At 73.8% G+C, this 26,642-nt stretch carries 26 protein-coding genes; 12 read left to right on the top strand and 14 right to left on the bottom strand.

Going from position 1 to position 26,642, the window contains the following annotated elements; genetic code table 11:
• Positions 1–3 precede the first annotated feature (3 nt).
• The 3 genes from ABT369_RS48670 to ABT369_RS48660 are packed head-to-tail and all read left to right on the top strand — an operon-like array spanning position 4 to position 2,766.
• Positions 4–579, top strand: a complete 576-nt coding sequence (locus tag ABT369_RS48670; RefSeq protein WP_350623851.1) for a TetR/AcrR family transcriptional regulator — start codon at positions 4–6, stop codon at positions 577–579.
• Positions 576–1,811: an MFS transporter gene (locus tag ABT369_RS48665; protein ID WP_502891923.1), complete on the top strand. Its 1,236-nt coding sequence runs from the start codon at positions 576–578 to the stop codon at positions 1,809–1,811. The genes ABT369_RS48670 and ABT369_RS48665 overlap by 4 nt, the downstream gene beginning before the upstream one ends.
• A 10-nt stretch (positions 1,812–1,821) precedes the next feature.
• Positions 1,822–2,766 carry an acyltransferase domain-containing protein gene (locus ABT369_RS48660; RefSeq protein WP_350623848.1) on the top strand — a complete coding sequence of 315 codons (945 nt, stop codon included), beginning with the start codon at positions 1,822–1,824 and terminating at the stop codon, positions 2,764–2,766.
• A 56-nt stretch (positions 2,767–2,822) separates the two neighbouring features.
• Here the strand turns inward: ABT369_RS48660 and ABT369_RS48655 are convergent, their stop codons facing one another.
• Entirely contained in the window at positions 2,823–3,854 is a 1,032-nt protein-coding gene (locus ABT369_RS48655; RefSeq protein ID WP_350623847.1) for a hypothetical protein, read from the bottom strand.
• Between the two features lie 35 nt (positions 3,855–3,889).
• Positions 3,890–4,897, bottom strand: a complete 1,008-nt coding sequence (locus ABT369_RS48650) for an LLM class flavin-dependent oxidoreductase (protein WP_350623846.1) — start codon at positions 4,895–4,897, stop codon at positions 3,890–3,892.
• Between the two features lie 122 nt (positions 4,898–5,019).
• Between ABT369_RS48650 and ABT369_RS48645 the strand changes: the two genes are divergently transcribed.
• The 4 genes from ABT369_RS48645 to ABT369_RS48630 are packed head-to-tail and all read left to right on the top strand — an operon-like array spanning position 5,020 to position 9,825.
• Positions 5,020–6,039 (top strand): chemotaxis protein CheB, encoded by a 1,020-nt coding sequence (locus ABT369_RS48645; RefSeq protein ID WP_350623845.1) that lies wholly within the window; start codon positions 5,020–5,022, stop codon positions 6,037–6,039.
• Entirely contained in the window at positions 6,036–6,779 is a 744-nt protein-coding gene (locus tag ABT369_RS48640) for an ATP-binding protein (protein WP_350623843.1), read from the top strand. The genes ABT369_RS48645 and ABT369_RS48640 overlap by 4 nt, the downstream gene beginning before the upstream one ends.
• Before the next feature lie 9 nt (positions 6,780–6,788).
• Positions 6,789–8,666 carry a CheR family methyltransferase gene (locus tag ABT369_RS48635; RefSeq protein WP_350623842.1) on the top strand — a complete coding sequence of 626 codons (1,878 nt, stop codon included), beginning with the start codon at positions 6,789–6,791 and terminating at the stop codon, positions 8,664–8,666.
• Positions 8,667–8,688: 22 nt separating this feature from the next.
• Positions 8,689–9,825, top strand: coding sequence for a SigB/SigF/SigG family RNA polymerase sigma factor (locus ABT369_RS48630; protein WP_350623840.1), 1,137 nt, complete (start codon positions 8,689–8,691; stop codon positions 9,823–9,825).
• A gap of 35 nt (positions 9,826–9,860) precedes the next feature.
• Here the strand turns inward: ABT369_RS48630 and ABT369_RS48625 are convergent, their stop codons facing one another.
• The gene (locus ABT369_RS48625; RefSeq protein ID WP_350623839.1) at positions 9,861–11,255 is read right to left on the bottom strand and encodes an aldehyde dehydrogenase family protein; all 1,395 of its coding nucleotides are present in this window, start codon (positions 11,253–11,255) and stop codon (positions 9,861–9,863) included.
• A gap of 97 nt (positions 11,256–11,352) precedes the next feature.
• On the opposite strand from ABT369_RS48625, the gene ABT369_RS48620 reads away from it, so the two are divergent.
• The 3 genes from ABT369_RS48620 (at position 11,353) to ABT369_RS48610 (ending at position 14,011) form a co-directional block, all read left to right on the top strand.
• Positions 11,353–11,520 carry a hypothetical protein gene (locus tag ABT369_RS48620; RefSeq protein ID WP_350623838.1) on the top strand — a complete coding sequence of 56 codons (168 nt, stop codon included), beginning with the start codon at positions 11,353–11,355 and terminating at the stop codon, positions 11,518–11,520.
• On the top strand, positions 11,517–13,109 hold the full coding sequence (locus ABT369_RS48615) for an HAD-IIIA family hydrolase (RefSeq protein ID WP_350623837.1): 1,593 nt from the start codon (positions 11,517–11,519) through the stop codon (positions 13,107–13,109). The genes ABT369_RS48620 and ABT369_RS48615 overlap by 4 nt, the downstream gene beginning before the upstream one ends.
• 188 nt (positions 13,110–13,297) lie before the next feature.
• On the top strand, positions 13,298–14,011 hold the full coding sequence (locus tag ABT369_RS48610) for a hypothetical protein (protein WP_350623836.1): 714 nt from the start codon (positions 13,298–13,300) through the stop codon (positions 14,009–14,011).
• Between the two features lie 2 nt (positions 14,012–14,013).
• Here the strand turns inward: ABT369_RS48610 and ABT369_RS48605 are convergent, their stop codons facing one another.
• The 4 genes from ABT369_RS48605 to ABT369_RS48590 form a co-directional block, all read right to left on the bottom strand.
• A complete protein-coding gene (locus ABT369_RS48605; protein ID WP_350623835.1) occupies positions 14,014–15,636 on the bottom strand; it encodes a copper resistance CopC/CopD family protein in 1,623 nt (540 codons plus the stop codon).
• Positions 15,637–15,731: 95 nt separating this feature from the next.
• Positions 15,732–15,923 carry a CsbD family protein gene (locus ABT369_RS48600; RefSeq protein WP_350623833.1) on the bottom strand — a complete coding sequence of 64 codons (192 nt, stop codon included), beginning with the start codon at positions 15,921–15,923 and terminating at the stop codon, positions 15,732–15,734.
• A gap of 78 nt (positions 15,924–16,001) precedes the next feature.
• Entirely contained in the window at positions 16,002–16,994 is a 993-nt protein-coding gene (locus ABT369_RS48595; RefSeq protein WP_350623832.1) for an aldo/keto reductase family protein, read from the bottom strand.
• The gene (locus ABT369_RS48590; protein ID WP_350623831.1) at positions 16,994–17,632 is read right to left on the bottom strand and encodes a TetR/AcrR family transcriptional regulator; all 639 of its coding nucleotides are present in this window, start codon (positions 17,630–17,632) and stop codon (positions 16,994–16,996) included. Before ABT369_RS48590 ends, ABT369_RS48595 begins: the two co-directional genes overlap by 1 nt.
• A gap of 82 nt (positions 17,633–17,714) precedes the next feature.
• Here ABT369_RS48590 and ABT369_RS48585 point away from each other — a divergent pair, with 82 nt between their 5' ends.
• Both ABT369_RS48585 and ABT369_RS48580 read left to right on the top strand, forming a co-directional pair.
• Positions 17,715–18,428, top strand: a complete 714-nt coding sequence (locus ABT369_RS48585; RefSeq protein ID WP_350623829.1) for an SDR family NAD(P)-dependent oxidoreductase — start codon at positions 17,715–17,717, stop codon at positions 18,426–18,428.
• Positions 18,429–18,618: 190 nt separating this feature from the next.
• Positions 18,619–19,767, top strand: coding sequence for a molybdopterin molybdotransferase MoeA (locus ABT369_RS48580; RefSeq protein ID WP_350623826.1), 1,149 nt, complete (start codon positions 18,619–18,621; stop codon positions 19,765–19,767).
• A gap of 13 nt (positions 19,768–19,780) precedes the next feature.
• Here the strand turns inward: ABT369_RS48580 and ABT369_RS48575 are convergent, their stop codons facing one another.
• The 7 genes from ABT369_RS48575 to ABT369_RS48545 all read right to left on the bottom strand — a co-directional run bounded on the left by ABT369_RS48575 (position 19,781) and on the right by ABT369_RS48545 (position 26,548).
• Positions 19,781–20,242 (bottom strand): chemotaxis protein CheX, encoded by a 462-nt coding sequence (locus ABT369_RS48575; protein ID WP_350623824.1) that lies wholly within the window; start codon positions 20,240–20,242, stop codon positions 19,781–19,783.
• A gap of 143 nt (positions 20,243–20,385) precedes the next feature.
• Complete coding sequence (gene manD, locus ABT369_RS48570; RefSeq protein WP_350623822.1) at positions 20,386–21,594, bottom strand: D-mannonate dehydratase ManD; 1,209 nt, start codon at positions 21,592–21,594, stop codon at positions 20,386–20,388.
• Between the two features lies 1 nt (position 21,595).
• Entirely contained in the window at positions 21,596–22,429 is an 834-nt protein-coding gene (locus tag ABT369_RS48565; protein ID WP_350623819.1) for an ABC transporter permease, read from the bottom strand.
• Positions 22,426–23,298: an ABC transporter permease gene (locus ABT369_RS48560; RefSeq protein ID WP_350623816.1), complete on the bottom strand. Its 873-nt coding sequence runs from the start codon at positions 23,296–23,298 to the stop codon at positions 22,426–22,428. The genes ABT369_RS48565 and ABT369_RS48560 overlap by 4 nt, the downstream gene beginning before the upstream one ends.
• Positions 23,298–24,347 (bottom strand): ABC transporter ATP-binding protein, encoded by a 1,050-nt coding sequence (locus tag ABT369_RS48555; protein ID WP_350623815.1) that lies wholly within the window; start codon positions 24,345–24,347, stop codon positions 23,298–23,300. The genes ABT369_RS48560 and ABT369_RS48555 overlap by 1 nt, the downstream gene beginning before the upstream one ends.
• Positions 24,344–25,531: an extracellular solute-binding protein gene (locus ABT369_RS48550; RefSeq protein ID WP_350623813.1), complete on the bottom strand. Its 1,188-nt coding sequence runs from the start codon at positions 25,529–25,531 to the stop codon at positions 24,344–24,346. Before ABT369_RS48550 ends, ABT369_RS48555 begins: the two co-directional genes overlap by 4 nt.
• 33 nt (positions 25,532–25,564) lie before the next feature.
• Positions 25,565–26,548 (bottom strand): LacI family DNA-binding transcriptional regulator, encoded by a 984-nt coding sequence (locus ABT369_RS48545; RefSeq protein ID WP_350623811.1) that lies wholly within the window; start codon positions 26,546–26,548, stop codon positions 25,565–25,567.
• Positions 26,549–26,642 lie beyond the last annotated feature (94 nt).

Here is a 26,642-nt window from a genome sequence, read left to right as displayed (position 1 = left end):
AAAATGCTCCGTGAGGAAAAGAAGGCGCGGGCCCGGGCCGCCATGGCCGACGCGGCCGCCGCGCTGTTCGGCGAGCACGGCTACGACGCCGTGGCGATGACGCAGGTCGCGCGGGCCGCCGGGGTCTCCGAACAGACGCTCTACAACTACTTCCCGACGAAGGAGTCGCTCGTCTTCGACCAGGCCGAGGCGTTCGAGGCGAGCCTGCTGGCCGTCGTCGGCGACGGCGAGGACCCGATCGGCGCGTCCCGCCGTTGGCTGGAGGCCTTCCTGCTCGGCCGGGCCGCGCACCGCGCCCTCGAGTCCCCCGGCGGCATGGTCCGGCTCGTCGCCGGTAGCGACACCCTGCGCCGCGGCCTGCTCGACCTCACCCACCGCGTGGCGGGCACGCTCGCCGGGCGGCTGCACCGGGCCGGCTACGCGCCCGCGGCCGCGACCGCCCTCGCCGACGCGCTGCTGGCGGTGTTCGTCCGGACCGTCGAGGACCTCGGCGCCGCCTCGAACCGCCGCGCGATCCCCGCCGTCACGCGCCGCGCCCGCGAGGCCTTCGAGGCCCTGCGCCCGCTGGTACGGTCATGATCGTGCCGCCCCGGGCCGCCCTCTGGACCTCGAACTTCACGCGCTACTTCCTCGCCCGGACCGTGTCGGTGTTCGGCGACGCGATGCTCATCGTGGCCTCGGCCCTGGCCGTCGGGCACCTCTACGGCGCCACGGGCGTCGGCCTGGTGCTCGCCGCGTTCTCCGTCCCGTTCGTGGCCAGCATTCTCTTCGGGGGCGTGTTCGCGGACCGGATCGGCGCCCGCCCGCTCATGCTCGGCGCCGATATCGTGCGGTTCGCCGCCCAGGGCACGGTGGCGGCGGCGTTCTTCGTCGGTACTCCCGCGCTGTGGCTGCTGCTCGTGTGCTCCGCCGTGCACGGCGTCTCGTCGGCCGCCTTCCAGCCCGGCGTCAACGGCATCGTCCCGCTGGTCGCGACCGACCTGCACCGGGCCAACGCGACCATCAAGGTCTCCCAGTCGATCGCCCAGCTGCTCGGCCCGGCCACCGCCGGCGTGGTCTTCGGATTCCTCGGCGCCGGGCCGCTCTACGCCACCGACGCCGCCACGTTCGCGGTGAGCGCGGCGTGCCTGGCGGGCCTGCGCCTCGGTGCCGTGCCGCCGCCCGACGGGTCAACCTCCCCGCTGCGCGACCTCGTCGCCGGCTGGCACGCGTTCCGCACGCGCACGTGGATCTGGAGCGTGATCCTGGTCTGGGTGGTGTACGGCGTGCTGCTCTTCGGCCCCCTCATCCCGCTCGGCTCCGTGCTCATCAGCGGCCGCCTCGGCGCCCCCGCGTACGGCTGGACCGAGTCGGGCCTCGCGGCCGGCGCCATCGTCGGCGGCCTGGTCGCGCTGCGCCTGCACCCCGGCCGGCCGCTCGCGGCGGGAGCAGCCGCCATGTTCGGCTACGGCCTGCTCCCGCTCGCGATCGCCCTGCACGCCCCGGTCGCGCTGCTGCTGGCGGCCGCGGCGGTGAACGGCGCCGCGTGGTCGTTCTGGTCGGTGATGTGGCAGACCAGCGTCCAGACGCACGTCCCGCCCGCGATGCTGAACCGGATCACGTCGTACGAGGTGTTCGGCTCCGACGGCAGCCTTCCCGTCGGCCAGGCCCTCGCGGGCCCGGTGGCGGCGGCCCTGACCGCCGAGGCGGTGCTGGGTTTCTCGGTGGGCGTGAGCGTCCTGGGCTGCGTGGCCCTGCTGCTCATTCCCGCGGTCCGGGGCCTGCGCCGCATCGAGCACCGTGAGCCCGCCGAGGCGACCGCCGCCCGGTAGAGTCGGCCGCGTGGATCTGCAGGACACCGCCGCCCGGCTCGGCGTCGCCGTCGAGGACGTCGACCGCGTGCACCGGCTCGCCGGCGATCGGCCGTCGGCCCCGCTCCCCGCCCGGACCGACGCGCCCGCGATCCTCGACCGGCTCGCCGTGCCCGCGGACGACGCCGCCGAGATCCTGGCGGCCTGGCCGGACGCGGAGTCTCCACTGTGGACGCCGGAGCTGCGCTGGCTGCTCGACCGCTCGATCGCCCTCGTCCGCGCCGACCTCGGCGGGCACGGCTGGCTGCCGCCCGGCCCGGAGCTGCCGCGCGAGCGGGGCCCGGCCTGGCGGCACCTCTACGTGTACGCCTACCTGGCCCTGGTCGACGTCGTGCTGGCCTACCACCGCGACCACGGCGTCCCCGAGTCCGTCTCCTGGGCGTCGCTGGCGGACCTCGGCCGCAACCTCGCCGTCGACCGGCGGATGCGGGGCGAGGGCTGGCCGGTCATGCAGAGCTGGCTGACGCTGCACGCCCGCGGGGCCATTTACGAGCTCGGCCGCCTGCAGCACCACCGCGGCGGGGCCGTCATCGACCTGCACATCCCGGAGTCCGGCCCGATGACCCCGGAGGCGGTGACGGCATCGCTCGACGCCGGCCGCGCGTTCTTCCGGCGCCACTTCCCGGACGAGTCCTACCCGGCGTTCGCCTGCGGCTCCTGGCTGCTCGACCCGCAACTGCTGGAATACCTGCCCGAGGACTCCAACATCGTGCGGTTCCAGCGGCGCTTCGAGCTGGAGCCCTACCAGGAGCCGGAGGGGCTGGACGCCGACGTCGAGGTCATGCGGTTCGTCTTCCGCACCCTGAGCACGCCGCTGGATCAGCTGCCGCGCCGCACGGTGCTCGAGCGGGCGATCGCCGACCATCTGCGGGCCGGCCGCCACTGGCAGATCCGCCGCGGCCACATCCCGATCTAGCCGGATCCCGATCCGGCCGGATCATCCCGATCCAGTCGGCGTCGGACCGGCCCGGGTCAGTCGCTGTTGAACCAGACCCAGACGTCGGGCTGCCACGGCAGGCCCGCGGCGACCAGCAGCTCGGCCACCGCGTTGCGGTTGGACTCGATGACCCGGCCGTCGCCGAGCACGCCGCGCTCCAGCAGCGCCCGGAAGCACGCCGCCAGGCCGTCCGGGCCCTCGCCGACGGCGACGAGGCCGAGCCGGGCCGAAATGTGCGCGGTCAGCGGCGCGAGGGAGTCGAAGGGCGTGACGGCGCTGTAGCCGTACTCGCGGCCGGGATCGCCGGGGAGGGCGCCGTAGTCGTAGAACTCGGTGAAGGTGATCTTGTCGTCGATCGAGGACACCAGCAGGGTCAGCGAGAACAGGCAGCCGGTGCCCTCGCGGTTCGTGTTCAGCAGCCGGTACCGCCGCTCGTAGTGCTCCTCGAACTCGAGGCCGAGGCCCCGGTAGAGCTCGAGCACCTCCGCGTGCGAGGCCGCGGTGAAGGCGGCGACGAACCGGCCGATCCGGTCCCCGGGCGCGATGTCCACGATGGACTCCGGGCGGGCCGCCGTCAGGTGGTCGGTCAGGCGGTCGATGTTGCCGTACTCCGTGACGATCTGCCGCCGCCCGTCCTCGCCGCTGGACGAGCCGCCGGACGAAGCGCCGGACGAAGCGCCCGAGGAAGCGAACGTGATGGCCGGCCGGCGGCCGTCGGGCGCGATGGTGAGCGTCGCGTGCCCGGGCAGGTGCACCCACGGCACGGTGCTGTCGCGGCGCACCAGCAGCCCCGCCGCGGCGAGCAGGTCCGCGACCCGCTCCCGGGCGCCCATCGGCGGCAGGTCGAGCTTGCCCCGGCCGGCGAGGTCGGCCATCGCGGCGATCAGCGCGCCGGGCGGGCCGTCGAGCCGCGCCTCCGCCCGGAACGACGTGAAGCGGCCCATCCAGCCGGAGCCGTCGCCGGTGTACTTCTCCCAGAACGTCAGCGTCCGGCCCACGGTGACCGCGAGGGTGCGCCGGTGACCGGTCGGCGTCGTGGAGACGTGCAGCACCTGCTCCGCGCTCATGGTCACACGGTAGAACGCACGCGCCAGCGTGCCCGTCAGGGACGGGCGGCCCGCTCGAAGGCGATCCGCGCGTGGTGCAGGTCGTCCTCCTCGGCCGGGATGTCGAGGATGAACGACTCGACGCCCCGCGCGAGGTATCCGGCCAGGTAGGCGCCGACCTCGTCGTAGTCGCCGACGAGGTACGGGCAGAACGTGCGGTACGTGCCGAACGGATGCAGCCAGTAGACGTCCTCGGCATCCCCGTCGGCCCGCACGCGCGACGAGAGCTCCGCGTGCCAGTGCGAGTCCGTCAGCCGGCGCACGATCCGGTGCCGGCGCTCCCCCATCGGGTCGCCCGGGAACCGCTCGTGCGCCGCCTTCCACGCCGCGGCCCGATCGGCGCGCGCGATGACGCCGAGCCGCACCCCGTTGCCGCGCAGCAGCGGGCCGCCGGCCGGGTAGTCGCTCACCGGGCGCGGGTAGGCGAACCGGAGCATCCCGAGCTCCTCGGCGCACCGGACGCTGCGCTCGCTGGAGCCGGACAGCACCAGCCGGGGCGACAGCGCCGCCGGCGGCCGCTGCGGGATCGACGCCGCCTGGAGGCGGTAGTACCGGCCGTCGAAGGTGACCGGGCGCGGGGACTCCAGCAGCTGCCGCAGGACGGTGGCGTACTCCGTCAGCCGGTCGTAGCGCTCGTCGTGCCCGACGCCGGCGTCGCCCAGCGCCTCCAGATGCTGCCGGGAGCCGCCCGTCACCAGGTTGATGTGCAACCGGCGCCCGTGCAGGAAGGTGAGCGTGGCCGCCGCCCGGGCCGCGGCGTAGGGCGACGCGTAGACCGGCTGCACCGCGACCAGCGGGACCGCCCGCTCGGCTCGCTCGAGGATGAACTGCGCGACGAGCCACGGGTCGATGAGCGTGTTGTCGGAGTAGACCAGCAGCCCGGTCGCGCCCGCCGCGTCCGTCCAGCGGGTGACGTCGGCGAGCCGGCGCCGGAACGCGGGCCCGTCGACCTGCACCGATGCGGGCGCGGTCGTGTAGACCTCGACGGACGCGAATGGTTGCACGAGGCATGCTAGCGCGGGCCCGCACAGAGCGATGTCCCGCGCGCCCGCGCGGTTTGACTCGGCGGGGAGGGGGTACATGGCCAATCCGTGATGGGGCCGTGGAAAGCGTAGCGTCAGCGAGCATGACGGAGCCTCGGGGGATCGTCGTCGTCGGCGCCTCCGCCGGCGGGGTGGAGGCGCTGCGCACCTTCGTGGGCGGGCTGCCCACCGACCTCTCCGGTGCGGTCTGCGTCGTGCTGCACGTGCCCCGCACCGGCACCAGCGCGCTGCCGCAGATCCTGAACCGCTCCGGTCGGCTACCGGTCGTGCACGCCACCGACGGGGCCGCGCTCGAGGCCGGCCACGTGTACGTCGCCCCGCCCAACCGCCATCTGCTCGTCCGCGACGGCCACCTCTCGCTCTCCCACGGGCCGGTCGAGAACGGCCACCGGCCCGCGGCCGACCCGCTGTTCCGCTCGGCCGCCCGCTGGTGGGGCGCGGCCACGCTCGGCGTGGTGCTGTCCGGCAACCGCGACGACGGCGCCTACGGGCTGTCCGAGATCGTCCGGCAGGGCGGGACGGGGCTGATCCAGGACCCGCACGAGGCGCTGTACCCGTCCATGCCCCGCCACGCCGCCGCCCAGTCCCCGTCGGCCCGGCCGCTGCCGGCCGCGATGATGGGGGCTGCGCTCGCCGAGCTGCTCGGCGAGCTGCCCGGGCCGGCCCCGCGCGCGGCGGTGGAGCAGGCCGAGATCGATGCGGAGGATGCGATGGCGGCGATGGAGGACGTCACCACCGACGAGATCGGCGGGATCCCGGCCGGGTTCGGCTGCCCATCCTGCCACGGCGCGCTGTTCGAGCTGCCGGGGCCCATCGGGCGGTTCCGCTGCCGGGTCGGGCACGGCTGGTCGGCGGCCGGGCTGCTGGACGACCTCGGCGGCTCGCTCGAGGGCGCGCTGTGGATGGCGCTGCGCAGCCTCGAGGAGAAGGCGGCGCTGAGCCGGCGGATGGCCGGCGCGGCGACCGTGCGGGGCCACCAGAGCACCGCGGACCAGTACGCCGAGGCGGCCGACGAGGCCGAGGCGGCGGGCAAGAGCATCCGGCAACTCATCGAGCGGCTCGCCGCCCTGGAGCACGAAGCACCCGAGGACGCCCTGTCATGACCGCCGAAGCCGACGAGCTGATCTGCACCCACGAGCCGGACTTCCCCGTCGCCGTCCTGCGCGCGACCGGCCGGCTCGGCTTCGCCACCGTGCCCATGCTGCGCAACGCGGCCCAGAAGGCGCTCACCGACCACCCGGAAGTGCTGCTCATCGACGTGTCGCGCCTGCACGCCGACGACGACATCACCCTCACGGCGTTCCCGATGCTGGCGCGGCAGGGCGTGGACACCGGCACCGACGTGCTGCTCGTCGGGCCCGACCAGCGCCTCCACCAGCAGCTGGAGCGGCTCGGGATCGCCCGGCAGGTGCCGGTACACCGGGATCCCGAGGCCGCCCTGGCCGCCCACGCGCGCCTGCCCGGCCCGCGGCGCATGGAGGTCGAGCTGTCCCCGGAGCCGGACGCCACCCGGGCGGCCCGCGACCTCGTCGACCGGGCCTGCGAGCAGTGGAAGGTCGGCCCGCTGGCCGACACCGCCGCGCTGATCGTCACGGAGCTCGTCGCGAACGCCGTCGAGCACGCCGGGACGCCGATCCAGGTCAGCGTCGCCCTGCGCAGCCGGCATCTCCACCTGGCCGTCCGCGACGAGAGCCCGCTGCCGCTGGAGCGCTCCGGCGGCGAGGACGAGGAGCCGGGCCGCGGGTTGTTGATCGTGGAGGGCATGTCCTCGGCGTGGGGCTGCGTGCAGACCGCGGGCGGAAAGGTGGTGTGGGCGACGCTGCGCCTGCATCCGAGGCGGTAGCGTGGCGCGGTGACCCAACCCGATCCGGACTTCGAGGCGCTGCTGGTCTACCTGAAGGAAGCTCGCGGCTTCGACTTCACCGGCTACAAGCGCTCGAGCCTGATGCGGCGCGTCGAGCGGCGCATGGTGCAGGTGCCGCCGAACGAGTATTCGGAGTACCTCGACTACCTCCAGGTGCACCCGGACGAGTTCACGGCGCTGTTCAACACCATCCTGATCAACGTGACCGGGTTCTTCCGCGACCCGGACGCCTGGGCCACGCTGAGCCGCGAGGTGCTCCCCCGCCTGGTCGACGGGCACGAGGGGCCGCTGCGGGTGTGGAGCGCCGGGTGCGCGTCCGGCGAGGAGGCGTACACCCTGGCCATCGTGCTGGCCGAGGCGATGGGCGTCGAGCGGTTCCGGGAGCGGGTCAAGATCTACGCGACCGACGTCGACGAGGAGAGCCTGGCCCACGCGCGGCAGGCGACCTACGCCGAGCGGGACGTGGCGCACCTGGAGCCGGAGCTGCTCGAGCGGTACTTCGAGCCCACCGGCACCCGGTTCACGTTCCGCAAGGACCTGCGCCGCTCGGTCATCTTCGGCCGCAACGACCTGGTGCAGGACGCCCCGATAAGCCGTATCGACCTGCTGGTCTGCCGCAACGCGCTGATGTACTTCAACGCCGAGACCCAGACCCGCATCCTGTCCCGGTTCCACTTCGCGCTGTCCCCCGGCGGGGTGCTGTTCCTGGGCAAGGCCGAGATGCTGCTCAGCCACGCCAACCTGTTCACCCCGCTCGACCTCAAGCGGCGGATGTTCCGCAAGGTGTCGCGGCCGGTGCTCAACGGGGGCGTCTACCTGGCCGAGCCGCCGCGCACCCAGCCGCGCACCGAGCTGTTCGGCCTCGACCGGCTGCGCAGCGAGGCGTTCATGGCCAGCCCCGTCGCGCAGGTCGTGGTCACCGCCGACGGGCTGGTCGCGCTCACCAACCGGCACGCCGAGACGCTCTTCGGGGTCTCCCCGCGCGACATCGGCCGGCCCTTCCGCGACCTCGACCTGTCCTACCGCCCGGTGGAGCTTCGGGGGTACATCGAGCAGGCCCAGGTCGAGCGCCGGGTGGCCCGCATCGACGACGTCGAGCTGGTGACCGCGGCGAGCGAGAAGCAGTACCTCAACATCCAGATCCACCCGCTCGTCGACTCCGACGCCGGGCTGCTCGGCGTCGTGGTGATCTTCCAGGACATGACCGCGTCGCGGCGCCTGCAGGACGAGCTCGAGCACGCCAACCGGCAGCTCGAGACCGCCTACGAGGAGCTGCAGTCCACCAACGAGGAGCTGGAGACCACCAACGAGGAGCTGCAGTCCACGGTCGAGGAGCTGGAGACGACCAACGAGGAGCTGCAGTCCACGAACGAAGAGCTGGAGACCATGAACGAGGAGCTGCAGTCGACCAACGACGAGCTCCAGTCGATCAACGACGAGCTGCGGGAGCGCACCGCCGAGCTCAACGACGCCAACTCGTTCATGGAGGCGATCCTCACCAGCCTGCAGGCCGGCGTCGTGGTGCTCGACCGCGAGATGCACATCCTGGTGTGGAACCGCCGCTCGGAGGACCTGTGGGGGCTGCGCCCCGACGAGGCCGTCGGCCAGCACTTCCTCAACATCGACATCGGGCTGTCCACGGACCGGCTGCGCCCCGCGATCCGGGAGGTTCTGACCGGCCGCTCGGGGCGCGAGGAGGAGGAGCAGTCGGCCGTGAACCGCCGCGGGCGCACGGTTGACCTGCGCGTTGTGTGCTCGCCGCTCACCAGCGAGACCTCCGGGGTGATCGGGGCGATCCTCGTGATGGAGGTGGCCGGGGGCGCGAATCCGGCCGCAACGGGTGCATCGGCGCCGCCATCGGCATAGCGTGGGGGCTGAGGGGGCGGTCATGGACTTGACGATCACCATGTCACGACGCCCGGAAGCGACCCTGCTGGAGTGCTCGGGAGTGCTCGACTACGCGTCGGCGCCATATCTGCGCCAGATCGTGTTCGAGCGCTTCGACGCGCGCACCGGCCGCGTCGCGGTCGATGTCGCCCACGTTCGGCTGATCGACGCGGCCGCGATCAAGATCCTGCTCTACCTGCGCCGGCGCGGCGAGCAGCTCGAGGCGGACGTCCAGGTGAGCGGGGCGAGCGGGGTCGCGCTCTCGGCCCTGGAGATCGCCGGCGCGGCCAAGCAACTGCGCGCCTACGAGGAGCTGGACTGGCCGGTCGAGTTCCGCCAGCGCCGGCCCCTCGACCTCGAGACGATCGAGCTGGGCCACGGGCAGTGGCCGGCCGGGGTGACCGAGCGCCTCCTGCGCCTGGCCGAGCTCGACCCGGACGACCCGAACCGGTCCCGGGTCCGGGACGAGGTGATCGAGCAGTGCCTGCCGGCCGCGCACCGGCTGGCCCGCCGCTACGACGGCGGCAGCGAGCCGGCCGCCGATCTCGCCCAGGTCGCCGCGCTCGGGCTGATCAAGGCCGTCGACGGGTTCGACCCGCAGCACGGCACCGAGTTCGGCACCTACGCGACGCCGACGATCACCGGCGAGCTCAAGCGCCACTTCCGCGACCGGGCCTCCGGCATCCGGATCCCGCGGCGCCTGCAGGAGCTGCGGATGGCGGTCAACCACGCCCGCGACGAGCTCACCCAGCGGCTCGGGCGCTCCCCGACCATCCCCGACCTCGCCGCGCACACGGGGCTGGACGAGGAGCAGGTGGTCGAGGCGGTCGAGGCGACCCAGGCGTACCGCCCGCTGTCGCTCGACGTGCCGACGCCCGGCATGGACGAGGACGGCACCATGCTCGACACGCTCGGCGGCGAGGCGCCCGAGTTCGGGCTGGTGGAGTACCGCGAGGCCCTCAAGCGCCTGATCGCCCGGCTGCCCCGGCGGGAGCAGAAGATCCTCTCCATGCGCTTCTACGGCAACCTTTCCCAGCTGGAGATCGCCAAGCAGGTCGGCCTGTCGCAGATGCACGTGTCCCGGCTGCTCGCGCACTCCCTCGACTTCCTGCGCCGCCACCTGCAGGCCGAGGACTAGGACCAGGACTAGGACCAGAACCAGCAGCCAACCGGCTACCAGCCACCGGGCGGCGCCTCGAGGTGGACGACCTTGGTCGCGGTCATCTCGTCCAGCAGCTCGGGGCCGTAGCCGAAGCCCTGCCCGCTGCCCCGGCGGGGATGGGCGGCCCCGCCCGGCGCTCCCCCGAAGACCGCGTTGATCTTGACGGTACCGGCCTCGAGCTGCTGCCAGGCCCAGTGCGCGTTGCTCATCGAGCCGGTCAGCACCGTGGCCGCCAGCCCGTAGGGCGTCCGCGCGGCCCGCCGCAGCGCCTCGTCGAAGGAGCCCACCGTCACGACGGGCGCGATCGGCCCGAACGTCTCGGTCTCCACCACCCGCATCTCGTCCGTGCAGTCGGCCAGCACCGTCGGCGGGTACCACGCGCCCGGCCCGTCCGGCGCCACGCCCCCGGCCAGCAGCGTCGCCCCGCGGTCGAGCGCGTCGACCACCTGCCCGTGCACGGCGGCCCGGTGGCGCAGATCGACCAGCGGCCCGATCTCGAACGCGGCCGCCTCCTTGACCAGCGCCAGCAGGAAGTCCTCGGCCAGGGCCGCGTGCACGTAGATCCGCTCGACGGCGACGCAGATCTGCCCGGCGTTCGCGAAGGCGCCGAGCGCGGCCTGCGCCGCGGCCCAGGCCGGGTCCACGTCCTCGTCGACGATGAGCGGGTCGCTGCCGCCGTTCTCCAGCAGCGCCTTCGCGCCGGTGCGGGCGGCCGCGGCGGCGATCCACCGGCCGGCGGCCGTCGAGCCGACGTGCGCGACCACGTCGACGGCCGACTCGGCGAGCGCCGCGCCGGTCGGGGCCGCCCCGGCGAGCATCGACAGCACGCCCGGCGGCAGGTGCGGGGCGAGCAGCTTCGTGAGCAGCCAGCCGGTCGCCGGGGCCCGCTCGCTGGGCTTGTAGACGACCGCGTTGCCGGTGACGAGGGCCGCGCCCAGCAGCCCGCAGGCGACCGCCACCGGGTCGTTCCAGGGCGTGATCGCGGCCACCACCCCGCGCGGCTCGGGCACCATGAGGTCCAGCGCGCCCGGGTCGCCGCCGAGCGTCCGGCCGCCGCTCAGCGGGCCGAGCTCCGCGTACTGCCGCAGCGTCCCGACCCCCGCCGCGATCGACGCGGCCGCCTCCGCCTGCGGCTTGCCCATCTCGGCCGACATGGTGCGGGCCAGCACACCGGTCGCGTGCTCCACCGCGGTCGCCGCGGCCCGCAGCGCCTCGGCGCGGGCGTCCGGCGCGGTCGCCGCCCAGTCCGGCTGGGCCGCCCGGGCCGCCGCCACCGCCGCGGCGACCTCGTGCGCGGTGGCGGCCGGCGCGCTGGTCACCGGCGTGCCGTCGTGCGGGTCGATCACGGTCGACCGGTCCGACCCGGCCGTCCACGCCCCGGCGATCAGGTGCTCAACGGTGTGCATAAGCGAGCGAGCTTCCCCGCGCCCGCCCCCTCAAACGGTTCACCTCGGAGCAGTGTTTTTGGTTGATCCCGCTCAGGCGGGGGTAGGCGGGCCGGGCATGAGGGCCTTTGGCATCAACGCGATCCTCCATGACCCGGCGAACCCGAGCATCGTCGTGCCGACGCCGGGCCGCGCGAGCCTGCGCCCGCTGCTCGACGCGCTCGGCCCGCGGCCGGCCGGCGCGGAGCCGCTCGGGCTCGCGGGCCGCCGGCAGGCCGCCGCGTGAACCTCTTCGACGCCGTGCTCCTCGACCGGGACGGGACCCTGATCGAGGACGTGCCGTACAACAACGACCCCGCCCTGGTCCGCCCGGTCCCCGGCGTCCGGGCCGCCCTCGACCGCCTGCGCGCCACCGGGCTGCGCCTCGGCGTCGTCACCAACCAGTCCGGCGTGGCCCGCGGGCTGCTCACCACCGAGCAGCTGGCCCTGGTCAACGCCCGCGTCGATGAGCTGCTCGGGCCGTTCGACACCTGGCAGGTCTGCCCGCACGACGACGGCGACCGGTGCGGGTGCCGCAAGCCACGCCCCGGCCTCATCCACGCGGCCGCGCGGGACCTGCGCACCACGCCCGAGCGGTGCGTGCTCATCGGCGACCTCGGCCAGGACATGGAGGCCGCGCTGGCCGCCGGTTCCGCGGCCATCCTCGTGCCCACGGCGGTGACCCTGCGCCGGGACGTCGCCGCCGCGCCGATCGTCGCCGGAGACCTGCGCGCCGCGGCCGAGCTCGTACTGGACCGCGACGAGCTGTTCCCGTCCGGCCGGCGCAGGCCGCACACCGCCGCCACCGTCGTCGTGGTCCGCCCCGACTCGGCCGGCGACGTGCTCCTGACCGGCCCGGCGATCCGGGCGGTCGCGGCCGGGGCGGCCCGGGTGGTGCTGCTGTGCGGGCCGCGCGGGCGGGCCGCGGCCGAGCTGCTGCCGGGCATCGACGAGCTCGTCGAGTGGCGGCTGCCCTGGATCGACCCCGAGCCCGACCCCGTCGACCCCGACGCCATGGACGCGCTCGTCGACCGCCTCGCCGCCGCCCGGGCCGACGAGGCGGTGGTGTTCACCTCCTACCACCAGTCACCGCTGCCGACCGCGCTGCTGCTGCGGGTGGCCGGGGTCGGGCGGGTCAGCGCGATCAGCGACGACTACCCCGGCTCCCTGCTCGACGTGCGCCACCGCGTGCCGCCCGGCATCCCCGAGGCCGAGCGGGCGCTGTCGCTCGCGGCCGCGGCCGGGTTCCCGCTGCCGCCCGGCGACGACGCCCGCCTGCGACTCGCGCCCGCCGCGGCCGCCATGACCATCCCGAGCATCCCGGGCATCCCGGACGCCCCGGGCACCCCGTACGTCGTCGTGAACCCGGGCGCGTCCGATCCCGCCCGCGCCTGCCCCGCCGACGTGCACCGCCGGATCGTCAAGGCCCTGGCCGCGGCCGGGTGGCGGGTGCTCGTCACCGGCTCGCACGCGGAGAAGGCGCTCACCGCCGAGGTCGCCGGCGACTTCGGCGTCGATCTCGGCGGCGCCACCGACCTGGCCGGGCTGGCCGGGCTGCTCGCCGGGGCCGCCTGCCTCGTCGTGGGCAACACCGGCCCGGCGCACCTGGCCGCGGCGGTCGGCACGCCGGTCGTGAGCCTCTACGCGCCGACCGTCCCCTTCGGACAGTGGGCGCCGTTCCGGGTGCCCGTCGTCCGCCTCGGCGACGCCGCGGCCGCCTGCCGCGACACGCGCGCCACCGTGTGCCCGATCGGCGGCCACCCGTGCCTGTCCGGCGTCGACCCGGCCGACGTCGTCGCCGCCGCCGAGTTGCTGGGTGCGGGGAGGCGCGGATGAACATCCTCCTGTGGTCCGCCGGCCCTCGGCCACGGGCGCCGGTCGCCGGTCACTTTCCGTGACTGGACGATCCCTCATGGTTCTCCGACCGGCTCGCGGCCTGGGTGTGACGCACGCGGCTCGCAACACTCGGCGACACACGGAGATCCGGGGCTGAAGCGTCGCCCGCCTTCTGGCAAACTGCCCGAATGCAACCACCGGCGAATGGCTGGACCGTCGGACCTCTACCACCCTCCGTGTACTGGCGCCGCCGTGCCATGGTGGTCGTCGCCGTCGTGGGCGTGCTGCTCATCGTGTGGATCTTGGTGCGGGGCGGGGGCGACTCCAAGCCGTCGGCGGTGAGCAGCGGCGCCGCCTCGGCCCGGCCCGGCCCGCTCGGTTCCAGCGCGGCCGGCGGCGGCCCCGCGACCGAGCCGTCGGCGCCCCAGATCGTGCCGGCCAGCCCCGACACCGGCACGGACCCCAGCGCGCCGCCCGCGACCGAGCGCAGCGCGCCCCCGGCGAACGTCGCCCCCTGCACCGACGAGCAGATCGCCGTCACGGTGACCGCGAGCCCATCCCCCGGCCCCGTCGGCGGCACGTTCACGTTCGGCATCAACATCGCGAGCAAGGCCGCCGACTGGTGCTCGCGCGACCTGGGCCCGGGCGCGCAGGAGATCCGCGTCATGCGGAACGGCACCCTGCTGTTCTCCTCGGACGACTGCGACACCAAGACGACCAGCGACGTGCGGGCCTTCGCGGCCGGCGACGCGGTGCGGTACCGCTTCGTGTGGAGCAGCTACCGCACGACCCCGCACACGTGCGCACCGGCTCCGAGCCCGGCCCCGGCCGGCACCTACCAGGTCGTCGCGCGCGTGGGTTCCAAGGTCAGCCCCGCGACCGACTTCACCATCAACCGCTGACGTCAGCGGACCGGGACCTGGGCCGTGACGGTGGCCTGATCGAACTCGGACACCCGCAGCGTGATGGTGAGCTTCCATGCGCCGGGCGCCGGGAACGTGATGTTGCCGAGGCCCTGGTTGCCCGTGACCGTGAACACCGGGTTGTCCATCGGCTCGATGCCGCGCTCGGGCAGGGCCGCGGTCACCGTCCACTCCACCACCGGCAGCGGCCGGCCCTCGGGCGTGTACGCGAACGCGTGGAAGCTGTTGTACTCGCTCACCGCCGCCGGGTACACCTCGAGCTGCAGCGCGTAGAGCGGGCTCGTCAGCGTCGTGGCGAAGCCCGCGGCCCGGGCGGCCGCCTGGGCCTCGACGTCGATCGTGCGCCCCGGCGTCAGCTGCACCAGCACGGCGCTCGCGGCCAGCACCAGCGCCGCGATGCCCGCCTCGAGGCCGACGGCCCGTCGCAGCCGGCCCGGCCCGCCGCCCGGGTGTCCGCCGGGCCCGCGGTCGCGCTGGACCATCCGGCGCGAGCCGGCGGCCACCGCCAGCACGGCCGCGACCAGCCCGGCCTTCACCACGAGGGTCCGGCCGTACGTGCCGCCGGTGAGCGCCGCCCAGTCGCCCATCTGCACGAGGGCCTGGACCACGCCAGCCGCGACCAGCCAGTACACCGAGGCCATCGCCCAGCGCGACCACGACGGCAGGATCGTGCGCAGCTCGCGCGGGTCGGCGCGGCGCAGGAGCACCGCCCAGAGGGCGACGAGACCGCCCAGCCACAGGCCCATGGTGCCCAGGTGCACGACGTCCGCGGCCACCACCAGGACCGCGTTCGGCGAGGCCACCGGGTGCCCGGTCAGCGGCCACGTGAGCAGGCCCGCCACGGCCGCCGCGAGCAGCCCGGCCGCGACGCGCCGGTCCGGGCGGCGGCGCAGGCGGGCGACGAGCGCGGCGGCGACGGCCAGGGCGAGCAGGCGCACCAGCAGCGTGACGCCGAACGGGCTCAGCACCACCTCGCGCAGCTCGGCGGGCGACACGTCCAGGAGCGCGGCCCCGGACGCCGCCGGGGCCTGCAGCCACAGCGCGCCGAGGGTGCTCGCAGCGACCGCGACCACGCCCGCGCGGGCCAGGCGGAGCAGGGGGCGACGGGGCAGCCGCCGGGGGTACCACAGCGCCAGCATCACCGCGGGGCCGATCAGCAGGACGAGCCCGAGGTAGCCGGCGTACTTCGCGACCGGGATCGCGACGCGCACGATCGGGTCGGTGCCAACGGGGCCACCTACGGCCGCGGGCGTGGACGGCGCGCCCACCGAGAACGTGAACGACCCCGACACCGGGTGGCTGTCGCCGGAGATGACCCGGTAGCTGACGACGTACGTGCCGTCGGCCCGGTCGCCCGCCCGCAGCCGGATGGCGAGGCCGTCGTGGACCGGCCGCGGGTCGCCGTCGTCGACGCGCTTGCCGTCGGGGGCGAGCACCTGCGAGCGGCCCGGCACCACGCGGACGGCCTCGTTGAACGTGAGCCGGATCTCGGCCGGCCGCGACGCGATGACGGCCCCGGCGGCCGGGCTGGCGCTCGTCAGCACCGCGTGCGCGGAGGCGGGCGCCGCGGGCGCGACGAACACGCCGAGCAGCCCAGCCAGCATCGCCAGGACCCACCATGTCGTACGCCGGCTCACGTCCACGCATACGAGCCCGGCCCCGCCAAGGTTCAACGGGGCCGGGCTCGGATTTCCGCGCTCTAGCTCAGCGCGTCCTTGACGTCGTGGGCGGCGTCCTTGACCCGGTCGCCGGCCTGCTTGAGGTTGGCCTCGTCCTGGTCCGCGCGGCCCTCGGCGCGAAGGTCCGGGTCGCCGGTGGCCGTGCCCCAGCCCTCCTTCGCCTTGCCCTTGACCTCTTCCGCCTCGTGCTCGACCTTGTCACCGAAGCTCATCGCCGTCTCCCAGGTGTGAATGCGGTGTTCCCACCCTTGTGGATGCCCGAATCGACCCGGGTCAAACGGCGCCTCGGTTCAGCGGTGCAGCACGCCCTCCTGCGCGAACGGTGCCAGGGTCGGCTCCGTGATCGGCACGTCCCCGAGGGCGGCGTCGATCGCGGCCAGCACGTCGTCGCTCAGGGGCAGGCCCGCCGCGGCCGCGTTCGCGTGGACCTGCTCGGGGCGCGACGCGCCCGTGATGGCCGAGGCGACCTCGAAGCGGCGCAGCACCCAGGCCAGCGCGAGCGTCGGCAGGCTCACGCCCAGCCCTTCCGCGATCGGCACGAGCCGCTGCACCGCCTCCAGGAACTCCGGGCGGAGCACGAGGTCCTTCGACGCGCTCATCGCGTCGCTGGCGAACCGCGACCCCTCCGGCAGCGGCGCACCGGGCCTGTACTTGCCGGTGAGCACGCCCTGCGCGAGCGGCGACCACACGATCTGCGAGATGCCGTTGGCCGCGCACAGCTCGAAGACCTCGGCCTCCGGGGCCTGCCACAGCATGGAGTACTGCGGCTGCGACGACACGAACAGGTCCGGCCCGGCGATGTCGAGGGCCGCGCGGATCTGCTCGGGCGTCCATTCGCTGAAGCCGAGGTACCGCGCCTTGCCCTGCTCCACCACCAGCTGCAGCGCCTCGACGGTCTCCTCGATCGGGACGGTGGTGTCGAAGCGGTGGGCCTGGTAGAGGTCGACGTGGTCGGTGCGCAGCCGGCGCAGGGAGGCGTCGATCTGCTTGGCGATCTGGGCCGCGGACAGGCCCTGATCGGTATCGGACATCTGGCCCCACACCTTGGTGGCGAGGATGTACGAGTCGCGCGGATGCTTGGACAGGATCTCGCCCCACGCCTCCTCGGCGGCGCCGCGGCCGTAGACGTTGGCCGTGTCGAAGAAGTTGATCCCGGCGTCGAAGGCGGCCTCGGTGCAGGCGCGGGTCTGGTCGGCCTCGATGCCGCCCGCGTAGGTCAGCCACGAGCCGATCGAGATCTCTGACACTTCCAGGTCGGAGCTTCCGAGCTTGCGAAAACGCATCACATCTCCAGCATCGCCGTGTGCAGTTGGGTCCTGGTCAGCGGGGGCTCCGGCAGTGCCGGCCCGGCCGCCCGGGCGCGCAGGCCGTCGAGGTTGAGGGCCAGGGCCCGGCGCCAGGTCTGCGGGGCCACGCCGACGGTGGCGCGCACGATGGTGGACGTCGCCCAGAAGAGGTACGCCAGGTCCTCGACGGAGCAGTCCGGCCGCACGGCACCCGCCGCCTGGGCCCGCTGCAGCAGGCCGCGGGCGTGGTCCATCTGGGCGTCGCAGATCGCGGTGAGCGCCTCGGCGTCGGGGAACCGGCGGCTCACCGCGTCGTTGAGCGCCGGGTTGCCCGCCTGGAGCTCGCAGACCATCGTGACGTACACCGTCAGCGCCTCCCACGGGTCCTCGATCGCCTCGGCGTGGGCGAGGGCGTCGCGGACCGCGGCCTCGACCAGCGCCGGCATCACGGCGTCGATGAGCGCGTCGCGACTGCGGAACCGGTTGTACAGCGTCCCGGGGCTCAGCCCCGCCCGCTGGGCGATCTCCTCGAGCGGCACCTGCAGCCCCCGCTCGCGGAACGCCTCGGCCGCGGCCGCCATCAGCCGCTCCAGGTTGCGCTGGGCGTCACGCCGCAGCCGTACCCCCTCCGTCACGCCCCAATCCTACGAGCCAGAAAGTTGACCCTGCCCTCAAGTTATGCGTAACGTGAGGCCACCGTCAACTTCAGGAGGATTCGTGAGGACTATCGCCGTGCTCGGCGCCGGAACCGGCCTCGGCACCGCCGTCGCGCACCGCTTCGGCGGCGAGGGCCACCGCGTCGCGCTCGTCGCCCGCACCCCCGAGCGCCTCGGCGCGCTCGCGGCCGACCTGTCGGCGCGGGGCATCGAGGCCGCCGCGTTCCCGGCGGATCTGGCCGATCCCGCCGTGGTACCGGACCTCCTGCGCCGCATCGAGGACCGTCTCGGGCCCGTGGACGTGCTGGAGTACGCGCCGATCACCACCGAGCTGTTCGCCTCGACGGCCGGCCTGGACGCGGACGGGCTGCGGCACTACCTGAACCTGCACCTGCTCACGCCGGTCGAGCTCGTGCGCGCGCTGCTGCCGGGCTGGCGCGAGCGCGGCGACGGCGGCTTCGTGCTCGCCCAGGGCATCTCCGCCCTCAACCCGATGCCACGGCTGGGCGGCCTCGGCCCGGCGATGGCGGCCGCGCGCAACTGGGTGCTCGCGCTGCATGCCGAGCTCGCCGGCACGGGCGTCTACGCCGGGGTCGTGCACGTCGGGGCGATGGTCACCGGCAGCGCGGGGCACCGGGCGATCACCTCCGGCGCCCTGGGCGAGGGCGTCGACGTCTCGAACATCCCGCTGCTCGACCCGGCCGAGATCGCCGAGGCCATGTGGGAGCTGCTGGCCCGGCGCGACCGGGCGGAGCGGGTGCTCCCGGAGTCCTAGGGTGCGATCGGGAAGTGCGCCGTCACGACCGGTTCGCCCGGGTCGGCCGCGGCAGCGGCCCGGTCGTGTCGGTGAACCAGTGGACCGCCCCCGCATCCGTCACGCGCCGACGGTAGCTCACAGCCCGGTTCCGGCGGTCGAGAGGCCCTGGACGCCGAGGCGACACGCTCGTGTGGTGCAGTCTCCGGCGATGACACCTGTCGCCTCCTGGTCCGACGCCCACGCCACGGCCTGGGCCACGGCCGGCCCACCGGCGGCCGCGCTCACGCCGCTCGGCGACGCGTCCGGCCGCGTCCTCGCCGCGCCGATCGTCGCGGCCGCCCCGTCACCGGCCTTCGACGCCGCGGCGATGGACGGCTACGCCGTCGCCGGGCCGGGGCCGTGGCGGGTGGTGGGCCGCGTCCTGGCCGGCGGGCCGGCGCTCGCCGGTCCCCTGGCGCCGGGCGAGGCGATCGAGATCGCGACCGGCGCACGGGTGCCCGCGGGGTGCCAGGGCGTGGTGCCGTACGAGGACTGCCACCGCTCCGGCGAGACGGTGGCCGGTGCCGTCACGAGCCCGCACATCCGCCGGGCCGGCGAGGACGCGGCCGCGGGCGAGGTGCTGGTGCCCTCCGGAGGCCCGCTGACGGCGGCCGCCGCCGGGCTGTGCGCGCAGATCGGCGTCGATCGCGTGTGGGTGTACCCGCGGCCGGTCGTGGACGTGTTCGTGACGGGCGACGAGGTGATCCTGCACGGGCGGCCCAGCCCCGGCCAGGTCCGCGACGCGTTCGGCCCGCTGCTGACGGCGGTCGTCGCGCGGGCGGGCGGGACGCTGCGCACCTACGCCGCGGTCCCCGACGACGCCGGGGCGCTGGCGTCGTGCCTCGACACGTCCGCGGCGGACGTCGCGGTGGTCACCGGCTCGTCCTCCGCCGGGGCCGCCGACCATCTCCGCGCGGTGCTCGACGCGCGCGCGGCCGCCTGGCCGGTCGACGGGGTCGCGTGCCGCCCCGGCCACCCGCAGACCCTCGCGCGCACCGCGGCGGGCCGGTGGGTCGTGGGGCTGCCGGGCAACCCGTACGCGGGTCTGGTCGCCGCCCTGACCCTGCTGGAGCCGCTGCTGTCGGCCCTGTCCGGCCGCGCGCGCCGCCCGCTGCCGATGCTGCCGGTCACCGGCCCGGCCGCGACGCACCCGGCCCACGCCCGGATCGTCCCGGTCACCACGACGGCCGACGGGGCGCGGATCGTGCCCGGCGCGCGCTCCGCGAGCCTGCGCGCCGCCGCGGCGGCGGACGCCCTGGCCGTGCTCGACGGCGCATGGACGACCGGCACGCCCGCCCCGCTCCTGCTGCTGCCCTGACCGGCCGGGCCGGTCAGTCGCGGCGCGGCGGCACGCCCTCGAGGACCTCCACCGTCACCTGGTAGTCGTCCCAGCGCACCCGGACCCGGCTCAGCAGCCGCGTCCCCGGCCACAGGATCTCGGCCCGGCCGACCACGACCTGCGGTAGGGCGAGATGGCTGGGCTTGGGCAGGAAGCTCTTCACGTTCCCGGCCACGATGTTCATGAGCTCGCCGGCCGCGTCCTGGATGTCGTCGGGCTTCACCGAGGACAGTTCGAGCATCTCCGCGGCCAGGGCCGCCGCCGCGCCCAGGCCGCCGCGCAGCACGACCATGCCGAGCCAGGCGCCGGCCACGCCGACGCTCGCGGTGATCTCCGCGTCGGCCCCGGGCGGCTCCTCGTCCAGGATGACGGTCGGGCTGGTGCCGAGGTAAGCGGTCCACACCTGCCAGATGATGCCCTCGAGATCCTGGGGCGTGAGCGGCTCGTCGGCCATGCCACCTAACCTACTCAACAAAACCTGATGATTACGGCCAAATCAGCTGGAATCGGGACACGATCTGCCGCAGGTCGGCGGACGTGCGGTCCCCTCTCCAAGCGCCCAATCGGTTGCGAATCGGGTGCCTTGAGGGAACCGGGTCACCAGGAGTGCATCGTCCCGTCCAACAGGCGGTTCACGGGCAGGGCGGCCGGCTGGTAGGGGTACTCGGCGGCCAGCGACTCGTCGATGTCCACGCCCAGCCCGGGAGCCTCGGAGGGGTGCAGGTAGCCGCCCTCGAAGTGGTACCCGTGCGGGAACACCGCGTCGGTCTCCGGCGTGTGCCGCATGTACTCCTGCAGCCCGAAGTTCGGCACCGCCAGGTCCAGGTGCAGGGCCGCGGACATGCACACCGGCGACAGATCGGTGGCGCCGTGGCTGCCGGTGCGCACGTGATAGAGCCCGGCCAGGTCGAAGATGCGGCGCAGGTGCGTGATCCCGCCGGCGTGCACGACCGTGGCCCGGATGTAGTCGATGAGCTGCTCGCGGACCAGGGCCTCGCAGTCCCACACGGTGTTGAACACCTCGCCGACGGCGATCGGGGTGGTCGTGTGCTGCCGGATGAGCCGGAAGCCCTCCTGCAGCTCGGCCGGGACCGGGTCCTCCATCCAGGTCAGCGAGTACGGCTCGAGGCTCTTGCCGAGGCGGGCCGCCTCGATCGGGGTCAGCCGGTGGTGCACGTCGTGCAGGAGCTTCAGCCGCGGCCCGAACTCCTCGCGGACCCGCGCGAAGACGGTGGGGACGTGGGTGAGGTACGCCTCCGTCGACCACGTCGCCTCCGAGGCGATCGCGGCGTCGGCCGGCTCGTAGAACAGCTTGTCCTTGCCGACCCCGTAGGTGGTCCGGAGCCCGGGCACGCCCGTCTGCACCCGCACCGCCCGGTAGCCGAGGTCGGCGTAGCGGGCCACCTCGACGAGCACGTCCTCGACGGTCTCGGCGTTGGCGTGGCCGTACACCGTGACACCCTCCCGGCTGCGCCCGCCCAGCAGCTGGTAAACGGGCAGCCCCGCGACCTTGCCCTTGATGTCCCACAGGGCGGTGTCGACGGCCGCGATGGCCGACATGGTGACCGGGCCGCGCCGCCAGTACGCGCCCTTGTACAGGTACTGCCAGATGTCCTCGATGCGGTGCGGGTCGCGCCCGATGAGCGCCGGGATGACGTGCTCGGTGAGGTAGGCGGCCACGGCGAGCTCGCGGCCGTTGAGGGTGGCGTCGCCGACCCCGGTGACACCGTCGTCGGTGACGATCTTCAGGGTGACGAAGTTGCGGCCGGGGCAGGTGACGATGACCCGGGCGTCGGCGATGCGCACGTCAGTCGACCTCTTCCTTGACACGGGCGACGAGCTGGGTCGGGTTGACGATCCGCAGCGCGATCACGAGCAGCACGAGCATGGTCGCGGTGTAGACCACGGCCATCGCGTCGATGGACTGCTGGGCCCGGATGCCCGGCGACGCCATCTCCGCGTAGAGCTTCACGACCAGGGTGGAGGACTCCTCGTCGGCCGTGAGGAACGTCAGCTCGAACATGCCGATCGTACGCACCAGCACCAGAATCGACGCCGCGAGGATCCCGGGCACCAGCAGCGGGGCGAGGATGCGCAGGAACACCTGGCGGGTGCTCGCGCCGCACATGCGGGCCGCGCGCTCGATGGTGGGATCGATCTGCTCGATGAACGGGGTCATGGTGAGGATGACGAACGGCACCGAGGGCACCAGGTTGGCCAGGATGACACCCGACAAATGCCCGGCGAGGTCGTACTTGTACAGCACCGTCGCCAGCGGGATGCCGTACGTCATCGGGGGCATCAGGATCGGGAGCAGGAACGTGAGGTACACCAGCCGCTGCCCCGGAAAGTTCCGCCGGGCGAGCACGTAGGCGGCGGGGACCCCGACGAGCAGGGACACCGCGACGACGGCGAGGGACACCTCCAGGGTCACCAGCAGCACGTGCGGCAGCCCGAACTCGTCCCAGGCCTGGGCGTACCACTGCGCGGTGTACCCCTGCGGGAGCCAGGTGTCGAACCACTGCCGGCCGAACGAGCTCACGAGCACCGAGCCGACGACCCCGGCCAGGTTGAGCATGAAGAACACGACGGCGCCCCACACCAGCCACGCCGCGGGGCGGGCGACGATCCGGCGGCTCATCCCTTGCCTCCCGTGGGTCCGGTGTACAGCAGGGAGCGGCCGCCGAGCACGATCCCGATCACGACCAGCTCGACGAGGCCCATGACGATCGCGATGGCGCTGCCCTGCGCGAAGTCGTAGTGCTGGTAGCGGGCCTGCCACGCGGCGTACGCGATCACGCGTGTCTCCCCCGCCGGGTCGCCGACGAGCACCGCGGACGGGAACACGCTGTAGGCGAGCACGAACGTCAGGCAGAACGTGGTCGCCAGCCCCGGCGCGAGCAGCGGCAGCGTGATGCGCCGGAACCGCTGCCACCAGCCGGCCCCGAGGGTCGCCGCGGCGCGCTCGAGGCTCGGGTCGATGCCGGACAGGTACGACAGCACCAGCAGGAACGCGAACGGGAACCCGGTGATGACCAGCGACAGGAACACGCCCCAGGAGTTGTGCACGAGCCGGATCGGGCTGTCGATGACCCCGGCGTCGAGCAGCAGCCGGTTCAGCCAGCCGGTCGGGCCGAGGTAGTTGAGCAGGCCCTGCGCGGTGAGCACGGTGCCGAGCGTGATGGGCACGACGAGCAGCGTGGTCACGGCCCGCTTGCCGCGGAACCGCCCCCGCATCCGGTAGGCGATCGGCACCGAGGCGGCGACGTTGAACACGGCGGCGGGCAGCGCGATGCGCAGCGTCGTCCAGATCGTGTCGCGGTCGTAGGCGTCGGCGAAGAAGCTGCGGTACGCCTCGAAGGGGCCGCCTCGTTCGGGCTGGAACGACAGCCCGACCCCGTAGGCGAACGGGTAGATGAACAGCAGCACGACGAACGCGGCGGCCGGTGCGAGCAGCCACAGCTGCCGGTCGATGCCGCGCTCGGCGAGCCGGTGCCGCAGCGCGACCATCAGTCCCGCCCTTCCGCCGGATAGACGAGGGCGTTGCGCATCGCGACGGTGAGCGGGTCCCCCGGGGCCAGCCTCGCGGTGGTGCGCAGGTGCAGCCGCAGCCCGTCGCCGGTGAGTGCCTCCGCGGCCATGTCGCGGCCCTGGTACTCCGCGACGTCCACGACGCACGGCAGCCCGTCCTCGGCCGGGACCAGGTTCTCGGGCCGGACGGCCACGACGACCCCGGCGCCCGGCCGGACGTCGCCGACGGCCGAGCCGGTGCACGGCACGCCCTCGATCCGGAACCCGACCCGGTCGCCGTCGACGGTCTCGGCCGTGGTGCGCAGCAGGTTGCGGAAGCCCATGAAGTCGGCGACGTGCGGGTTGGCCGGCCGGTCGTGCAGCTCCTCCGGCGAGCCGATCTGCTGCACCTGCCCGGCCCGCAGCACCACGAGCCGGTCGGCCAGCGACAGCGCCTCCTCCTGGTCGTGGGTGACGTAGACCGTGGTGAGGCCGAGGCGCTGGTGCAGCCGGCGGATCTCGGTGCGCATCTCCAGCCGCAGCTTGGCGTCCAGATTGGACAGTGGCTCGTCCATGAGCACCAGCGAGGGCGAGACGACGACCGCGCGGGCGATCGCGACCCGCTGCTGTTGGCCGCCGGAGAGCTGGCCGGGCAGCTTCGCCGCGTGCTCCTCGAGGCGCACCAGGCGCAGCGCCTCGTCGGTGCGCTGCCGGATCTCGGCCCGGGGCAGCCGGCGCATCCGCAGCCCGAAGGCGATGTTGCCGCGCACGCTCAGGTGCGGGAACAGCGCGTAGTTCTGGAACACCATGCCGAAGCCGCGCCGCTCCGGCGGCAGCGTGTCGAGGCGCCGGTCGTCGAGCCAGATCCGGCCCTCGGACAGCGGCAACAGCCCGGCGAGGCAGTTCAGCGCCGTGGTCTTGCCGCAGCCGGAGGGGCCGAGCAGGGCGATGAACTCGCCCCGCTCGATGTCCAGGGTGAGGTCCGCCAGGGCGGCGTGACCCGCGAACCTGCGGGTCACGCCCTCCAGCCTCAGGGCCGGCCCGGTCATTTGTTCACCTTCGCGCCGCCGATCTCGCGGTCCCACTTGTCGAACGCGGCCACGAGCGACTTCGCGTCCAGCGGCGTCTCCAGGGGGTTGCCGGAGATCAGCGCGTCGTACTCGGGGCGGCCGTAGTCGGCGATCGCCTTCTGGCTGTCGGCGGGCGCCATCGACAGCGGCACGTCCTTGACCGCCGGGCCAGGGTAGAAGTACCCCTTGTCGTACGCCTTCGCCTGCTGCTCCTTGGTGAGCATGGACTTGAGCAGCAGCAGGATCGCGGACTGCTTGTCGGCCGAGACGCCCTTGGGCACGGTCACGTAGTGCGCGTCGGTGACCCAGTGGAAGCCCTGCAGCGAGCCGATCGCCGCCTCCTTCGGCACCTGGCCGAGCACGCGCGGGTTGATGTCCCAGCCGGTCGTGCTCGCGATGATCTTCGCGGAGCCGTTGGCCAGGCTCTTCATCGTCTCGCTCGTCGTCGACGGGTACAGCGTCACGGACTTGTTCAGCTCGGCGAGGTAGGCCCACGTCTTCTCCCAGCCGTTGACCGGGTCTTTGGGGTCCTTGTCGCCGAGCAGGTACGGCAGGCCCATCAGGAAGGTGCGCCCGGGCCCGGAGTTGGCGGGGCGGGCGTACTGCACCGCGCCCGGGTTCGCCTTGGCGTAGTCCAGCAGCTCCTGCGCGGTCTTCGGCGGGTTGGGCACCTTCGCCGGCAGGTACTCGATGAGCGGCCCGGACGGGTAGTACGTGACGGTGACGCCGAACTCGCCGGCCAGCTTCTGCATCGCCTGCGCGCCCTGCAGATAGTCGGCGGTGACCTTGCTCGCGATCGGCAGCCACAGGTTCTGGTCGATGCCGGCCGCGAGCCCGTCGACGCCGGTGAGCACGAGGTCGATGTCGACCCGCCCGGCGTCCTGCTGCGCCTTGATCTTCCCGGCGAGCTCGGGGGCGGTCGCCTTGGCGTACGTCACCTTCGAGATGACCTTCGGGTTCTGCTTGGTGAACTCGTCGATCATCCCCTGCGTGAGCTGCAGGTTCCCGGCGACGTCGAGGATGTTGAGGCTGACCGGGGCCGACGGGGTGTCCGGCACCGCGCCGCCGCTCTCGGCGGTGCTGCCGGCGGGCTTGTCGGGGGCGCCGCAGGCCGCGAGCGCGAGGACCGCGGTCAGGGCGAGGGTGCGTCGGGTGAGGGACATGGCGGAGTTCCCTTCACTTGCTGTCGCTTCACTTCAGGCGGCGGCGGGTCCGGTGCTGTCGCGGACCATGAGGTGGGACTCGAGCTCCCGGCGCCGGATCGGGTGGGCCGGGTCCTCGAGCAGTTGCAGGAGCAGGTCCACACCGGCCCGGCCGGTCTGCTCCTTCGGCTGGGCCAGGGTGGTCAGCGCCGGGCTGACCATCTCGGAGAGCACGATGTCGTCGAAGCCCACGACGCTGATCCGCCCGGGCACCGCGACGCCGCGCGCCGCGAACCGGCTGAGCATGCCGATCGCGACCAGGTCGTTGTAGCCGAAGACCGCGGTCGCGCCGGTGGCGAGCACCTGGTCGGCCGCGGCGACCCCACCGGCGAAGTTCGGCACCGCGTTGCCGGTCTCGACGAGGTCGACACCCGCGGCCGCGGTGACCTGCCGCAGGGCCCGCAGCCGCTCCCGGTTGGACCAGGAGGCCTTCGGCCCCGGCACGTACGCGACCCGCCGGTGGCCGAGCGCGCTCAGGTGCCCGACGGCGTGCCGCAGCCCGCCGACGCTGTTCACGGTGACCGACGGCACCCGCCCGACGCGCCGGTTGAGCAGCACGATCGGAGTGTCGCCGGTGAGCGCGCGCACCTCGTCCTCGCTCATCCGCGGCGAGCACAGGACGATCCCGTCGACCTGCTTGCTGAGGTTGCGCACCAGGCCCGCCTCGGCGGCCGGGTCCTCGTCGGTGTCGGCGAGGAAGACGGCGTAGTCGAACTCGCGGGCGCGGGCCTGCACGCCCTTGACGACGCCGGGGAAGAAGGGATTGGCCAGGTCGGGCACGAGCAGCCCGAGGTTGCCGGTGCGCCCGGTGATCAGCCCGCGGGCGGCCCGGTTCGGGTGGTATCCGAGCGCGGCAACGGCCTGGCGCACCCGCAGCCGGGTGTCGGCGCGCACGAGATCGGGCGAGGCAAGCGCGCGGCTGACAGTGGACGCGGACACTCCAGCCGCACGCGCCACGTCCTTGATCGTCACCGGCATCGATGCCTTCCATCGATCACCGTCGAGTTTGCAAACCTTTTCAGAATCTTGTCAAGAGGCCGGTCGCGCTTCGGGCAGCGACGACACGGCGCAC

Source organism: Dactylosporangium sp. NPDC000244, from assembly GCF_040300725.1.
In the GTDB taxonomy this organism is placed as follows: Bacteria; Actinomycetota; Actinomycetes; order Mycobacteriales; family Micromonosporaceae; genus Dactylosporangium.
Note: the sequence above shows the minus strand (reverse complement) of the source record. Positions and strands in the feature narration are given on the sequence as shown.

Excerpts from the sequence above, each read along its gene's own strand:
- ABT369_RS48560 (WP_350623816.1), bottom strand. The coding sequence starts at position 23,298 with ATGGTCGCGCTGCGGCACCGGCTCGCCGAGCGCGGCATCGACCGGCAG.
- ABT369_RS48665 (WP_502891923.1), top strand. The coding sequence starts at position 576 with ATGATCGTGCCGCCCCGGGCCGCCCTCTGGACCTCGAACTTCACGCGC.
- ABT369_RS48575 (WP_350623824.1), bottom strand. The coding sequence starts at position 20,242 with ATGGCCGACGAGCCGCTCACGCCCCAGGATCTCGAGGGCATCATCTGG.
- ABT369_RS48605 (WP_350623835.1), bottom strand. The coding sequence starts at position 15,636 with ATGCTGGCTGGGCTGCTCGGCGTGTTCGTCGCGCCCGCGGCGCCCGCC.
- ABT369_RS48640 (WP_350623843.1), top strand. The coding sequence starts at position 6,036 with ATGACCGCCGAAGCCGACGAGCTGATCTGCACCCACGAGCCGGACTTC.
- ABT369_RS48630 (WP_350623840.1), top strand. The coding sequence starts at position 8,689 with ATGGACTTGACGATCACCATGTCACGACGCCCGGAAGCGACCCTGCTG.
- ABT369_RS48670 (WP_350623851.1), top strand. The coding sequence starts at position 4 with ATGCTCCGTGAGGAAAAGAAGGCGCGGGCCCGGGCCGCCATGGCCGAC.
- ABT369_RS48625 (WP_350623839.1), bottom strand. The coding sequence starts at position 11,255 with ATGCACACCGTTGAGCACCTGATCGCCGGGGCGTGGACGGCCGGGTCG.
- ABT369_RS48565 (WP_350623819.1), bottom strand. The coding sequence starts at position 22,429 with ATGAGCCGCCGGATCGTCGCCCGCCCCGCGGCGTGGCTGGTGTGGGGC.
- ABT369_RS48600 (WP_350623833.1), bottom strand. The coding sequence starts at position 15,923 with ATGAGCTTCGGTGACAAGGTCGAGCACGAGGCGGAAGAGGTCAAGGGC.
- ABT369_RS48655 (WP_350623847.1), bottom strand. The coding sequence starts at position 3,854 with ATGAGCGCGGAGCAGGTGCTGCACGTCTCCACGACGCCGACCGGTCAC.
- ABT369_RS48645 (WP_350623845.1), top strand. The coding sequence starts at position 5,020 with ATGACGGAGCCTCGGGGGATCGTCGTCGTCGGCGCCTCCGCCGGCGGG.
- ABT369_RS48610 (WP_350623836.1), top strand. The coding sequence starts at position 13,298 with ATGCAACCACCGGCGAATGGCTGGACCGTCGGACCTCTACCACCCTCC.
- ABT369_RS48545 (WP_350623811.1), bottom strand. The coding sequence starts at position 26,548 with ATGCCGGTGACGATCAAGGACGTGGCGCGTGCGGCTGGAGTGTCCGCG.
- ABT369_RS48555 (WP_350623815.1), bottom strand. The coding sequence starts at position 24,347 with ATGACCGGGCCGGCCCTGAGGCTGGAGGGCGTGACCCGCAGGTTCGCG.
- ABT369_RS48595 (WP_350623832.1), bottom strand. The coding sequence starts at position 16,994 with ATGCGTTTTCGCAAGCTCGGAAGCTCCGACCTGGAAGTGTCAGAGATC.
- ABT369_RS48550 (WP_350623813.1), bottom strand. The coding sequence starts at position 25,531 with ATGTCCCTCACCCGACGCACCCTCGCCCTGACCGCGGTCCTCGCGCTC.
- ABT369_RS48620 (WP_350623838.1), top strand. The coding sequence starts at position 11,353 with ATGAGGGCCTTTGGCATCAACGCGATCCTCCATGACCCGGCGAACCCG.
- ABT369_RS48580 (WP_350623826.1), top strand. The coding sequence starts at position 18,619 with ATGACACCTGTCGCCTCCTGGTCCGACGCCCACGCCACGGCCTGGGCC.